Here is a 13,269-nt window from a genome sequence, read left to right as displayed (position 1 = left end):
TCCTTTATCACTTGATCAAACCGTCGAACAGGGAAACGACCAATCGGATACCCTCACTCGACATATTTTGGAGCAATCCAGAGGTTGAATCAGCGATTCGATTGACAGTAGGCTGCTCAGCTTCAAGCGCAATACCGGGCAAGCGATCATTGACATCAGTAGATCCTTCATCACCAGTCATTGTCATCTGCTTCAGTTCAGCCAGCTCTCTTTCCAGCTTTGCAATTTTTTGCTGCTGCTCTTTAAGATGTTCCTTGACCGTATTAGCTGCCGGCTTAGTACTTACCTCCTCTACATAGGGATCAGGATCGTCTAATGGCCCGTAAACCCGTTCAATGCCAGACGAGGACATCTCAATGCCATACATGACGACAATAGCCAGCACGCCTCCTAGAACCATCCACTTAAATGGGTTTCGTCTCATTCCGATACCATCTCCTTTTTCTAAAAATAACTTTGCTTATTTGCTAGTCTTTCCTTTGGATGCTGACACCTTCTCATCTGCCCAATAAATATCAGAGATAACCTCTGCAAGGACATCTGCTGTACGGTATGATTCCGCTAGCGTATTGTCCACTCCGCCTACTTCAACAAGAACGCTGTCCGCAGCAAGAGATTGATTATATTCCGCATTACCTGATGCCGCTGTTTTGCCCCATATTCCGCGTGAGATGCCCGGGTACTTTTTCTCAAGAGCATTATGAATCTTTGTTGCGAACGCTTCATTCTCTTCCCAGTTCGGATTTTTGTGACCGATAATAAAATAAACCTGCGCATAGCTTTTCCCATCAATATCAACAGTCGTATACTTTCGTTTTTGTGAATCACGATGCAGATCAAAGAAAAACTTTAAATCCTTGTTGCTCGCTATTGCCTCTTTCACAGTCTTCTTTGAATATTTATAGGATAACTCCCAACCATAATCTTTAATCGCAGTGGGATAGTCCGTATTGGAATGCTGCGTACCGATCCCCTTTTCTTCCAGCTTTTGCGCCAAGCGTTTGCCAACAAGCGTTATATTTTTTGTCTTGGAGTTCGGATCCTTGGTCTTATCAGTAAGCTCGGGGTACCAAGATTCTCTGTTATGCGAATGATAAATGAAAGCAACTTTGGCACCATTCGTTGTTGGTTTGTCAGTCGTACCTAGGTTGCCTGTGTTGCCGCCATTTCCTTCTCCATTATTTCCTGGCTCCGTAGGCTCATCAGATGGCGGTACATTTGGCGTGGCTTCATCCGTCTGCTCTGTACCCAAATCCGTATGCAGCCCCTCTAATGGATCATAAGGAATAGGTGCGTTGTCCTCCGGTCCTACCGCTATATCTGTCCCAATGCCCTGGCGAATGAGGAAAGCATCGTTGAGACTCATGCCAGGCAGCTCGCCAGCCAACAAGCTTTTAGGATCGTTTGGGTTAATATCGGTTAATGCTCGCATAAGCAAAGCACTTATTTGTTTGGTATTAAAAGAGTCCGTTTCTATACTGCTTTGAAAGGAAGGCATCTCCATTTCTAGCATATCCCCAAAAAAACCATTGGATACCGCAGCTGCGAATCCTTTCATTGAATTAATTGGCGAGGCTGTCGTTTGTTGTTGAGCCATTCCCGCAACACCTAGCAATACGAAAAATACCATGGAGCAAAAGGATAAAAGAGCAAACGTCTTGCCTGTAACTAGCAATTTTCTCAAACGCTCGCTTTCTCTTCCTAAATCCAAAAGTAAAATCCTTCGTTTCATCGGTTATACCTCCGCTTCTCTGTGCCTGTGGCTGAGTTACTATTAAATTATGAGAGTAAGAGAAATGATAGAACCGATCATACTGAAAGATTCCAATTTAATAGATTTCATAGAAAAGAGAGAGTTGATATTTTACTGAAAAATACAGAAAAAACCATCTCCTTTTTTATAAAGAGACGGTTCTTTCTGGAATCATTAATGGGTATAAGCAGCAACATTGCTTGAATCAACAGCGTCATGAAGCGATGCATTAAGCCCGCTGGCAATGATATTGGCAATGTCCTCGATAAACTCATCGATTTCCTTCGGTGTCACAAGTAAATCATGACCTAGAGGGCTCAGCACTTCCTTGACAAGCTGAAGACGTTCGTTTTCTTCCATCCCGCTGATTAATCCAAGTATTTGATTCGTATTTCCACTTTGCTTGTTAAAATGACTGCTCATCATCTCTAGCGTATTATTGACAATTGTCGAGGCATACACAACCGTCGGCACCCCGATAGCTATGACTGGAATGCCTAATATTTCTTTTGTCAGTCCTTTTCGTTTGTTGCCAATACCTGAACCAGGATGAATACCCGTGTCAGCAATTTGAATCGTCGTATTAACCCGCTCCACCGCTCTTGATGCGAGTGCATCAATCGCGATAACCAAATCAGGCTTCGTTTTCTCCACGATTCCATGAACAATTTCACTGGATTCAATGCCTGTTATGCCAAGCACTCCGGGGGCAACCGCACTCACTGGGCGATAACCAGGGGCAACCTGATCGGGCATAAGCTCAAAATAATGGCGTGTTACCATCACATTTTCTACGACGATGGGACCAAGCGCATCGGGTGTCACATTCCAGTTTCCTAAGCCTACGATAAGCACCCGTGCCGTTTTGTTAATGGATAGTCGTTCTAGAAAAGCTTCAAAATGCTTTGCAAACTGTGTGGCAACACGGTCCTGTAATCCCGTATCTCCATTTCGCAAACCCGGTACTTCAATCGTGACGTATCGGCCTTGCATTTTCCCTATTGCCTGAGAGCCTTGCTCATTTTGAACGTGGAGCTGAGTGATTGTAATTCCGTCATCCTCACTTGTCTCCGATTGTATGCCAGGAATAGGGCCGCCTCTAGGTGCCTCAGCCATTTCTTTAGCTTCAAGCGCCAAATCGGTTCTAACATTGTATTTCTGTAAATCAAGATCCTTCTGCACTGGTTATTCTCCCTTCACAGATGTTCTGACGTTATTGTTTGCATACCGCACTATTTCATACTCATGGATTTATAAATGCACTAAACGAATGGTCAGGGAATCTACCTCCTCACGCTATTGCTTTTTGGGGATGAGCATGATAATATATTTTAAGTTGTGTTATCTAGATATTTTAGAAATATGGACCGTTGTAAACAGTTTAGGAGGTGAATTCCATGCCAAACATTAAATCCGCGATTAAACGCGTTAAAACAAACGAAAAGCGTCGTGCTTTGAATGCTTCACAAAAATCCGCACTTCGTTCGGCCGTAAAATCTGCTGACCAAGCTATCTCTGGCACTGATGTAGAAGCTGCTAAAGCAGCTCTTGTCGCTGCAACGAAATCTTTGGATAAAGCAGCAACTAAAGGCCTGATTCATAAAAATGCGGCTTCCCGCAAAAAATCTCGTCTTGCTAAAAAGCTAAACGCCCTTTCGGCACAAGCTTAATAAGCATAGAAAAAGGCTTCACTGCTCCTAACCGGGCAGTGAAGCCTTTTTTTATTCCCATTTATACATAAAAAAAACCTTGGCAAAGGAGCAGGCGCTAGGCGCCTTTCTCCAAACCAAGGGAAAGCAAATACAACTCTAATCCAAGAGACTTCTCAATTGCTCCTGTTTTCATTTGGTAATCCAGCTCTGCGAGTGATGCCAGCAGACTCCCCAGTCTTGCGACTCCAAACTTCCGACTCTTCTCTGCTGCAAGTTTCACGGCATATGGATGCAGCCCAAGCTGTCCCGCCATCTGCTGAGGTGAATATTGATGCTGCTCCAACTCCTTAATTTGCAGCATAATACGAAGCTGCCTTGCGATTAATGCTGCTATCTTAATGGGCTCCTCACGTCGAATAAGCAGTTCCCTATACAGTCGAATCGCCTTGTCGATTCGAAGCTCGGCAATTGCATCGACTAGCGCGAAGACATCCTCCTCAACAGTTGCAGACGTAAGCATAGCCGTTGTCTCAGCATCAATGGTACCACCATCACCTGCGTGAAGGCATAGCTTGTCCACCTCTTGAGCCAGCTGCTGCATATTTGCTCCTGTACGTGAGATCAGCAGCTCAACAGCATCACTGGTCAACGTTCGGTTCTGCTCAGCAGCGCGTTTGATCATCCATTGCTTAAGCTGAGCTGTATCAAGCTCCGGAAATGCAACCAATGCATTTCTTTCCTTAAGCGCTTTGACAATTTTACGACGCTCATCAAGCTTTTCCGCATGAACAGCGAAAACGATAATAGATGACTCTGACGGATACTCCATATATTTCAACAGCTTCTCCGGATGATGCTCAATCTTTCCGCCTTCCTTGCCTCCAGCTGCAAAAACAGATGCATCACGCACTAAAATAAGCTTTCGCTCCACAAAGAAAGGCAAGGTTTCTGCCTCCAACACCGCTTCGTCCATTGAAGTCTCCGCTGTATCAAATTTAACCATTCCAAGCTCGCGCTCATCGGCTGTAAACATTGCTTCGCTTAGCATATTAATGAAATGCTGAAGCCGGTAACGGTCTTTACCGTACAACACATAAATAGGTTGAAATTTCCCACCCTTTATTTCCTTTAGAGCTTCTTTTACATCCATTCCTTCACCTCATTACTACTATTATACGGCAACAAAGGGATGAGCCGTTAGGTTCATCCCTTTGCCGAACATCTATATAAACATTCACAGGCAGGTCCATGGTACCGCCCTGTGGATGGTCATACGACGTTGAGACTTCATCGCAGACACTCTTATAGCTAAAGTATACGTCAAAGCGGATGAATGTGTGCATATTGCTGCAAATTAATATTCGGCCTTACTATCCTCGCCGCTCACCACATCAAATACATACTTCTCAATCGCGCCTTTTCCTGCCTGTACCTCATAAGATAGCTGTGCGCTGTCTTCCGACCAGACCAAGTTTGCAGTCTTTCCGTTTTTTCGATCCGTTTCAAACACTAATGTTTCATCGGAGGAACTGTAAATTTTGATGGTATAGCCTATAGCTTGAGCAAAATATTGATTGTTTGGCGAATAGACGGAAGACACGACAGACAGAGAATTATTTTTTCCTGGTACTGGTTTTTCTTCCTCTTCACTCATTGCATTTCCATTCAAGCCCATCGAATCAATTTGTTCATCTTCCTGGCTGCTATCATCTTTTTTCACTTCATTGGATATATCCACAGGTCCAGTTGCAGGTGTATCCCTCTCTAAGCTTTTTGGATTGAGTGCAGGTAATTCAGGATTTTTCAATGCATAATCATCCACGTTCATCGGAGATGTGCCGTTAGCCGCGGCATCATTCATCCCTAATGATTCTGCCATCGCTTTTGAAGTGGACTCTACCTTTCTTCCAACCTCGCTGTTGAACGCAGACATATCTGCTGTTTCATGGGCTTTATTGCTCGCGCCGAAAAATTCATTACCCGAACCTGGCGGATAGATAAGAAGGAAAAATCCTGCGACAATTCCTGCTGCGATTACACCGCCCATAACTCTCATGGAAGGAAAGCGACGATCACGCTTGACTCGGCGCGGTAAAATCTCAGAAGCCTCTTCTTCCTCTATGCTGGAGGGCGAAGGCGTTTCGGCTGCTGCTTCATATTGTCCAAATAAATCGATTCGCTCAAGCTCTGGCATAATGGCATCCACTAAGCTGTAGCTCGGCATCACTTTTGGTAAACTGGTTAATTCGGCGGATAACAGCTTTAACCGCTCGAACATTGCTGCACAGTCCGGACACTGTCTAGTATGATTCATCAAGACAACACTCTCGCTTTCATCGAGATCGTTGTCTAGCTGCCTTTGCATTAATTCCATCACCTCATGACAATTCATCCCCGGACACCACCTTTCTGATAATCATGGAGTAACGTTTGCAGCTGTTGCCTAGCTCTGAATAGATAGGATTTCACGGTGTTAAGCGGTAAATCAAGTGAATCGGCAATTTCGTTGTACGAGAAATCTTGTAAATACCGAAGGACGACAACAGCACGATGATGTTCGGGCAGCTTATCGATTGCGGAACGAATATCTTGAACAGCATAAGCGGACATCACCTCGTCCTCCACGTTTTGCTTCTCATGGAAAACCATGTCATGCTCATCTATCGAGACGGTCGGTTTATTTCTCCGAAACTTGTCAATGCAAATATTCGTTACAATACGTTGAATCCACGTCTTAAACTGAGCTTTCTCTTCGTACGAGCCTATTTTCGTATAGATGCGTATGAGCGCTTCCTGAGCCGCATCAAGTGCATCTTGTTCGTTATTTAATATATAGTAGGCTGTCCGATAAACATGCGTTTCAATCTCTCGCAATAGAGTGATTAAAGCATCGCGATCTCCCGACTGGGCGGCTCTTATAAGGCCCGGCTCCACCACGAAGGATCCCCCTCTCTTGCAACCATTCTGACGAAGTGGTTACGATAAATGTTGCAGATATTTTGATAAATGAACGTAAATATTTATAGATTATATTTAGATTGGATAATGATGGTTTTAAGAAGAGTTAAAGAAGTTCTTAAGTTTGTCTTAAGATTGATTAAAAATAGGCTTAAATATCAGCTTTACGCCTTACTAAAGGCTATGATTTCTAGCAATAATTACAATAGCTGTATGATTGTACGCGCACAGGTTCAGTTGGTTGCAGTGTTATTTTCATATAAGTAAAAAAGACTCTTCCCGAATAAAAAAATCACTTGAGCATTAATACTCACTCCACATTAAAGAATACCAAATTTCTAGCACCTCGTATATAGAGATCATTCCCTCTAGAATATGACAGCTGAGCCGAGTTCCATGACCAACCTATTGCTATTTTCATCCTATAAAACTTAAAAGAGGAACCCCACAGTGACATGAGATTCCTCTACTAAGTACAACTATGATCTATGTACGAAAATAGGGATGCTATTAACAAGTTCCCACTCATTTTGTTTTGTGAACGAATACCCCTTCCCTCGTCACCGAAAAACGAACCTCTCCGTCTTGGTCCGTCCGCCATAGTTTCGTTTTTGCGTTCGCTAGTCGAGATAAAGCATCTGGATGAGGATGTCCATAGCCATTGCTTGCGCCTACAGATACTACCGCGCTAAGCGGATGCCAATATTGCAGCCACTCCTCGCCTGTGGAAAACCGGCTTCCATGATGTGCAATTTTCATAACCGAAATGGCACTAGTGGGGAGGATGTCTCTTCGCCGTTTTTCATTTCGTACGATAGAGCCTTCCGTTGTCGCATTAATATCACCCGAGAAGAGAAAGTTTGAACCATACAACTGAACATTCATGACGATGCTGCTTTCGTTCTGCTCCTCCATGAAAACAGCTCCTTCCGTCCCTTCCCCAAGCGGCCATAACACCTCAAGCTCCGTCGCTTCATCCATCCGAACCTTCATCCCTGCTTTCACTGCATACATAGGAATCTGAAGACGTATTGCCTCTGTCAATAGATTCTTTACATCATCTGATTCTTTTACCGTCCCATTCCACCAGATGCTTCTTATCGGAATGGTCTCCATAACCGCCTGCAGACCACGAATATGATCGCTATCCAGATGGGAAATCACGAGCAGATCGATTTCCCGTACCCCTCGCTTCATTAGTAAGGGCACTAGTACCTTTCGTCCGACTTCAAAGGGATCGCTGCGTATTTTCCACTCCTCGCCTGGCTTCAGATAAGACATCGTCCCTCCCCCATCAATTAAAATATGTTTGCCTCGAGGGGTTCTAATGTGGATGGCGTCGCCTTGACCCACATCGATAAAACTAACCGAAGCCCTTCGATCTAATAGATCAGGCTTGTATGCATAAATGAGCATAAAAACGACAATCAAAATAAGTATGAACAGGATGTAACTTCTCCGCCTACTATGTTCAGTAGCTGCTAAGCCATTTCCAAAGCCAATCCCTAAGGGAACGGTCTCCTCCGCTATTGCAAGAGCCTCTGCACGCCATGCGTTTTTTTCTTCCGACCATTTGCGCAGCGTGTAGAAAATCACTCCTAGAAGACCAAGCAATGCGGCTACCCACCAGAGCGGCGGTGTTGCCCATATCGTTCGAAGCGAATCTGCCTGTGCCAGCCATTCTACACATGCAAATGTCCAATCATTTAAATAATGTGAAACATAGGCGAGCAGCTTGCCTCCCCCCTCCCAAGGAACTGCAATGATTAATGCCATTGCGCCAATAGGCAGCACTACAAAGCTGATGAATGGAACGAGTATGAAATTAGCGATCAAAGACAGCGCATGGAATTGATTGAAATAATAGATGGTAAGAGGAAAAGATACCAGCTGCGCGACGATCGTAACAGCCGCTAAATCAAGGAGTGCCTTGCCCCTTCGCCACTGAGGCATTGCGCTGCGGAGCGGTGAGACACCTAAAATTAAACCGATCGTGACGATGAAGCTTAGCTGGAAGCTGACATTTTCAAGATAAAACGGATCAACCATCAGCATCAGCACGGCTGCAGCGGCTAATAAATGCAGCCCATCCTTAAGCTTGCCCATGCGAGCGGCTAACAGCCCAAGTACCGCCATGAGACCTGCGCGAATGACGGAAGGCGAAGCGCCGGATAAAAGGACGTACATCGGAACGGCAAGCATAAGGGTCAGCAATATTCGTTCGCGGGTCATCCGCATGAAACGAAGAAGGCCGCCAAGCACATACATAAAGACTGCAACGTGTAAGCCTGATATCGCCAATATATGCGTTAAGCCTAGCCGCGAAAATTGCTGGAACTGCTCGGGATCGAGATCCTCGCTCATGCCGAGGACGAGTCCCTTCATGTACCCGGACTGAGTGGACGGGTACAGCGCATCCATCCGCGCGCCAAGCCAAGCGCGCGCGTGATCGACGCGGCCGAGCAAAGCGGCCGCGGTCCACTGTGGGCTCGGCGCCGGGGAGACGGCGTCGGTGCCCTTCACTTTGAGCAGCCAGTGGATTCTCTGGCTGCTTAGATAGCGGCGGTAATCGAAGCCGCCGCTATTGGATGCGCTGGCCGGCCGCGTTAGCTCGCCGGTCAGGCGTACAACATCGCCGCGCTGCCAAGCCGCGGCGACAAGCTGCTCCGGCTGCTGCAGGAGCCGGACATGCACAATAAATCGCTCCCGGATATCCCGCATCGCGCCCTCCCCCTCCACGCGAACGCTATTCGCCTCCACGCGAAACATAACGCGGTCGCCGTCAATCTCGACCGCTGACACAATCGTGCCCACCGCTTCGGCCGCATACGCTGCTCGCGGTCCATCCGCCTCAGCGGCGGCTAGCAGCGCCGGCAGCGCAGTCACATTGCGGGCATCCGCCCACATCCGCTCTCCTGCGGCAAGGACTACTGCCAGAAGACAAGCGGCCGCTAATTGCCATGACGCCTGCCTGCTAATTACAGCGGCAAGCGCCAGCAGCGCAGCGGCTCCACCTGCCAACCATATGCCGCTGCTGCTCAGACCTGCAGCCGCAGCGCTTCCAAAAACCCAGCAAACTGCGAACCAAATCAAAGGCCGCCTGTTCATCAACTTCCCCCGATCCCAGCGGCAACTGCTTTCGTTGCCTCATCCTATCTTTCATTCATTCATCAAAACATTCATGTCTCAAAACAAAAAAAGGAACCTCCGACCAGCATCTTGCGATGCAGTCAGAGGTTCCTCCTCCAGCTTTCTTCTATTATGAATAGGTTAAGAAGTAACAACCATATGCGCCTGAGCAGGCGGTTCGAAATGATCCAAGCAACGGAAAATGATGCCCTTTTGCGTCATTAGGTTCACAACCTTCTCGCTATCCTTGGGATAGCTGCGATGGTACACAATTTCTTGAACGCCGCTATTAGCCAGCATGTTGGCACAGGTCCAGCAGGGCTGGTCGGTTACATATACGGTAGACCCTTCGCGATCGGCGCGGTCGGTGAACAGCAGTAGATTTTGCTCCGCATGTATCGTTCGAATACAGCGTTGCTTCTTTAACGGCTGCTCCTTTCCGTCAATCAGCTTCATCTCAATCTCCTCTGAGATCATGCAGCCTGCTTCCAGACAGTCCTGCACACCCATTGGAGCACCATTATATGCAGTTCCAAGCAGTTTCTTGCCTTGGACAAGAACGGCTCCTACATGTCTGCGTGGGCAACGCGAGCGCGTTGAAACCATGTATGCGATATCCATGAAATACGTGTCCCAGTCTTTGCGAACGGCATCCGTTGTTTCTATATTCATTTCTATAACGTCCTTTCTCATCTTGCATCTGTTGTTCTAGCTGTTGTCCTTGCTAACTTACAATGTGAAAGATTAGATCGATTGGCTGGCTGCAATAGCTTGCTCAAGATCTGCCAAAATATCTTCAATACCTTCTGTACCGATAGACAAACGAATCATACCTGGAGATACGCCAGCACCCGCTTGCTGTTCAGCAGACAACTGCAAATGCGTTGTGCTTGCCGGGTGGATAATGAGGGACTTGGAATCGCCGACATTCGCCAAATGGGAGAACAGTTCAACTGAATTAATAACTTTCTTACCGGCTTCAACGCCGCCTTTGATACCGAAAGTCATGATTGCGCCTTTGCCCTTCGGCAAATATTTTTGAGCAAGCTCATAAGTAGGATGGCTAGGCAGTCCCGGATAATTAACCCATTCTACTGCATCATGACCTTCCAAAAACTCAGCAACTTTCTGTGCATTAGAGCTGTGACGTTCCATACGAAGATGAAGTGTTTCCAGACCTTGCAGGAGCAAGAAGGAGTTAAATGGCGACAATGCTGCACCCATATCACGCAACAATTGTACACGTGCTTTGATAATATAAGCAACTGGACCCACTGCATCCGTATAAACGACACCGTTGTAGCTTGGATCCGGCTCAGTCAAGCCTGGGAATTTGCCGCTTGCCTTCCAGTCGAATTTACCACCGTCGACGATTACGCCGCCAATGGAGGTACCATGACCGCCAATGAACTTCGTTGCAGAGTGTACAACGATATCTGCGCCATGTTCGATCGGACGGCAGAGGTACGGGCTTGGGAACGTATTGTCTACGATAAACGGAATGCCGTTCTCATGAGCAATCGCTGCAACAGCAGCAATATCAATTACGTCGCCCTTTGGATTGCCGATTGTTTCCGCATAAAGAGCTTTTGTATTTTCATTGATTGCAGCGCGGAAATTTTCAGGATCAGAAGGATCTACGAAACGCACCTTAATGCCAAGCTTCGCAAATGTCATGGAGAAAAGATTGTAAGTGCCTCCATATAAGCTGGTAGCCGATACAATTTCATCTCCAGCTCCTGCAATGTTGAGAATCGAATATGTAATAGCGGATTGACCAGAAGCAACTGCCAGAGCAGCTGGTGCTCCTTCTAATTCTGCTACACGCTTCTCAAAAACATCCGATGTCGGGTTCATAATTCGGGAATAAATATTACCGAACTCTTGCAGTGAAAATAAGTTCGCTGCATGGTCTGTATCTTTGAATCCGTATGATGTCGTTTGGTAGATAGGCACCGCGCGCGACAGCGTAGTCGGATCGATTTGTTGACCTCCGTGGACGGATAGTGTGTCAAGAGAGAGCTTGCGTTGTTCTGACATTTTCTCGACTCCTTTAAGAAAAGTATAATAGTAAAACTAGCATGATCTGCGAAATCTATTAAAATAGTCCGCTTCTTTCCATTCTCTCACAATTATGGACGAGCTACAATGCTATCTTCAATACCTGACAGCACTTTTTTACCAATTCCCTTGACTCGCAGCAAATCTTCAATGGAAGAGAATTTACCTTTAGCTTCTCGCTCGTTTATGATAGCTTGCGCTTTAGCTGGCCCAATTCCTTTGAGCGCAAGCAGCTCTGCTGCTGTAGCGCGATTAATATCGATTTTACCATCCATAGCTGCGGCTTCATTAGACTTCACTTCTCCAACAGCTTCAATTGTTTCTTCTATTAAAGTATTATCCTCTGTATTGGAACTAGTCTGAGACTGTGGTTCAGCATCATATAATAATGGTACGGAAGATTCCTTATTTGTTGCGATTTCATTTCCTTTTTCCTTATTAGCGGTTTTGAAGCCCCCATTATCCATTGCTGCCAAAGCCTCTTCTACCGATTCATTCAGTGGTACCCAGCTATCTCCAGCAGCCCTCTTCGGTTCAAAAAGAGAAGCAGTTAGCAGAATGACAGCTGCCAGAATACATATAACGGCCAGCAAAGCATGTTTTTGAGATATTCTATTCGACAATTTCATAAAGTGATCCCGCTCCTTCTCATCGCATCATTTACTTGGTAATAAGTGACATATAGAACATGCCGTAGTGAATATGGTAAGAGAGCATACGAAATGCATATCCGTATCTTATCTTCAATTTAATAACGCAAACCTTTTTTCATTTCTAAAAAGAAGTCGTTTTTTGCTTACGACATTGGTTTTGCAATCGCAAAGCCTATAGGAGGGTTCAGCATGAATGTCGGATTTATCGGGACGGGCACTATGGGAAGCCTGCTCATCGAAGCCTTTATTGCATCTGGTGCACTTTCACCAACTCAAATTGCTATTAGTAACCGCACTTTTGCAAAAGCGCAAGCTTTAGCCGACCGTTATTCCGGCATCCGAGCCGAATTTACGAACGCCGAAGCTGCCAAAGATTGTGATATTATTTTTCTTTGCATAAAACCTTTGGAATTCAAGCGTGCAGTTGACGATTTGAAGCCTATCATTCGTCCTAATCAAATAGTCGTTTCAATCACTAGTCCTGTACTCATCTCTCATTTAGAAGGCGAATTAAATTGTAAAATAGCAAAGGTTATTCCCAGTATTACGAATTATGTATGGAGCGGAGCCTCACTTTGCATCTACGGCAAAAAGATGCAAGAAGAGGATAAAATTCAACTTGAAGCCTTGCTCTCTCATATAAGTGAACCGCTGCAGATCAATGAAAGCTTCACGCGAATTGTATCTGATCTATCGAGCTGCGGTCCTGCTTTTATTTCCTTTTTACTGGAGCAATTTATTGAAGCTGCAGTTGAAGAAACAGGTATCGGGCGTGAAGAAGCGACTCGTGTTGCCAGTGCCATGCTGCTTGGAACCGGTTTGCTGCTTACGGAAGGCGGGCTTACGCCGGCACAGGTTCAAGCGCGTGTTGCTGTTCCGGGCGGGATCACCGCTGAGGCATTACAACTCCTCCGAAGTCAAACAAATGGTGTTTTCAATCAGCTTATTCAAACAACCCATTCCAAATTTAATGAAGACTTATCGAAGATTTCCATCGCATTTATAGGCGAAGAGGTGAACGGACAATAGCTGTTCTTCAGCTAAAGTCCGCTCACCTCTTCGG

The 13,269-nt window shown here is 45.8% G+C and carries 12 protein-coding genes; 2 read left to right on the top strand and 10 right to left on the bottom strand.

Annotated elements, in window-relative coordinates; all coding sequences use genetic code 11:
- Window positions 1-7: 7 nt before the first annotated feature.
- From AC0YOD_RS06915 to gpr, 3 genes are all read right to left on the bottom strand, one after another.
- Entirely contained in the window at window positions 8-424 is a 417-nt protein-coding gene (locus AC0YOD_RS06915; protein ID WP_475798541.1) for a hypothetical protein, read from the bottom strand.
- Window positions 425-460: 36 nt separating this feature from the next.
- On the bottom strand, window positions 461-1,732 hold the full coding sequence (spoIIP, locus tag AC0YOD_RS06910; RefSeq protein WP_475798540.1) for a stage II sporulation protein P: 1,272 nt from the start codon (window positions 1,730-1,732) through the stop codon (window positions 461-463).
- A 195-nt stretch (window positions 1,733-1,927) separates the two neighbouring features.
- On the bottom strand, window positions 1,928-2,869 hold the full coding sequence (gpr, locus tag AC0YOD_RS06905; RefSeq protein WP_475799316.1) for a GPR endopeptidase: 942 nt from the start codon (window positions 2,867-2,869) through the stop codon (window positions 1,928-1,930).
- Between the two features lie 281 nt (window positions 2,870-3,150).
- Here gpr and rpsT point away from each other — a divergent pair, with 281 nt between their 5' ends.
- A complete protein-coding gene (gene rpsT, locus AC0YOD_RS06900; RefSeq protein WP_475798539.1) occupies window positions 3,151-3,423 on the top strand; it encodes a 30S ribosomal protein S20 in 273 nt (90 codons plus the stop codon).
- Between the two features lie 97 nt (window positions 3,424-3,520).
- Here rpsT and holA read toward each other — a convergent pair whose 3' ends face one another.
- The 7 genes from holA to AC0YOD_RS06865 all read right to left on the bottom strand — a co-directional run bounded on the left by holA (window position 3,521) and on the right by AC0YOD_RS06865 (window position 12,176).
- On the bottom strand, window positions 3,521-4,555 hold the full coding sequence (gene holA, locus AC0YOD_RS06895) for a DNA polymerase III subunit delta (protein ID WP_475798538.1): 1,035 nt from the start codon (window positions 4,553-4,555) through the stop codon (window positions 3,521-3,523).
- Between the two features lie 204 nt (window positions 4,556-4,759).
- On the bottom strand, window positions 4,760-5,797 hold the full coding sequence (locus tag AC0YOD_RS06890; protein ID WP_475798537.1) for an anti-sigma factor family protein: 1,038 nt from the start codon (window positions 5,795-5,797) through the stop codon (window positions 4,760-4,762).
- Complete coding sequence (locus AC0YOD_RS06885; protein WP_475798536.1) at window positions 5,794-6,342, bottom strand: RNA polymerase sigma factor; 549 nt, start codon at window positions 6,340-6,342, stop codon at window positions 5,794-5,796. The genes AC0YOD_RS06890 and AC0YOD_RS06885 overlap by 4 nt, the downstream gene beginning before the upstream one ends.
- Window positions 6,343-6,888: 546 nt before the next feature.
- Window positions 6,889-9,471 (bottom strand): DNA internalization-related competence protein ComEC/Rec2, encoded by a 2,583-nt coding sequence (locus AC0YOD_RS06880; RefSeq protein ID WP_475798535.1) that lies wholly within the window; start codon window positions 9,469-9,471, stop codon window positions 6,889-6,891.
- A gap of 162 nt (window positions 9,472-9,633) precedes the next feature.
- The gene (locus AC0YOD_RS06875; RefSeq protein ID WP_475798534.1) at window positions 9,634-10,164 is read right to left on the bottom strand and encodes a deoxycytidylate deaminase; all 531 of its coding nucleotides are present in this window, start codon (window positions 10,162-10,164) and stop codon (window positions 9,634-9,636) included.
- A gap of 72 nt (window positions 10,165-10,236) precedes the next feature.
- Window positions 10,237-11,532 (bottom strand): homocysteine synthase, encoded by a 1,296-nt coding sequence (locus tag AC0YOD_RS06870; protein ID WP_475798533.1) that lies wholly within the window; start codon window positions 11,530-11,532, stop codon window positions 10,237-10,239.
- 92 nt (window positions 11,533-11,624) lie between these two features.
- Window positions 11,625-12,176 (bottom strand): ComEA family DNA-binding protein, encoded by a 552-nt coding sequence (locus tag AC0YOD_RS06865; protein ID WP_475798532.1) that lies wholly within the window; start codon window positions 12,174-12,176, stop codon window positions 11,625-11,627.
- Window positions 12,177-12,395: 219 nt separating this feature from the next.
- Here AC0YOD_RS06865 and comER point away from each other — a divergent pair, with 219 nt between their 5' ends.
- Complete coding sequence (gene comER / locus AC0YOD_RS06860) at window positions 12,396-13,235, top strand: late competence protein ComER (RefSeq protein WP_475798531.1); 840 nt, start codon at window positions 12,396-12,398, stop codon at window positions 13,233-13,235.
- Window positions 13,236-13,269: the final 34 nt, after the last annotated feature.

This window comes from Paenibacillus sp. J31P13, assembly GCF_056269295.1.
The sequence above is the reverse complement of the archived record's forward strand: the minus strand, read 5'-3'. Positions and strand labels throughout refer to the sequence as shown.

Bases quoted from the DNA above. Each gene is read 5' to 3' on its own strand.
- AC0YOD_RS06915 (WP_475798541.1), bottom strand. From the start codon at position 424: ATGAGACGAAACCCATTTAAGTGGATGGTTCTAGGAGGCGTGCTGGCT.
- spoIIP (WP_475798540.1), bottom strand. From the start codon at position 1,732: ATGAAACGAAGGATTTTACTTTTGGATTTAGGAAGAGAAAGCGAGCGT.
- gpr (WP_475799316.1), bottom strand. From the start codon at position 2,869: ATGGCTGAGGCACCTAGAGGCGGCCCTATTCCTGGCATACAATCGGAG.
- rpsT (WP_475798539.1), top strand. From the start codon at position 3,151: ATGCCAAACATTAAATCCGCGATTAAACGCGTTAAAACAAACGAAAAG.
- holA (WP_475798538.1), bottom strand. From the start codon at position 4,555: ATGGATGTAAAAGAAGCTCTAAAGGAAATAAAGGGTGGGAAATTTCAA.
- AC0YOD_RS06890 (WP_475798537.1), bottom strand. From the start codon at position 5,797: ATGAATTGTCATGAGGTGATGGAATTAATGCAAAGGCAGCTAGACAAC.
- AC0YOD_RS06880 (WP_475798535.1), bottom strand. From the start codon at position 9,471: ATGAACAGGCGGCCTTTGATTTGGTTCGCAGTTTGCTGGGTTTTTGGA.
- AC0YOD_RS06875 (WP_475798534.1), bottom strand. From the start codon at position 10,164: ATGAATATAGAAACAACGGATGCCGTTCGCAAAGACTGGGACACGTAT.
- AC0YOD_RS06870 (WP_475798533.1), bottom strand. From the start codon at position 11,532: ATGTCAGAACAACGCAAGCTCTCTCTTGACACACTATCCGTCCACGGA.
- comER (WP_475798531.1), top strand. From the start codon at position 12,396: ATGAATGTCGGATTTATCGGGACGGGCACTATGGGAAGCCTGCTCATC.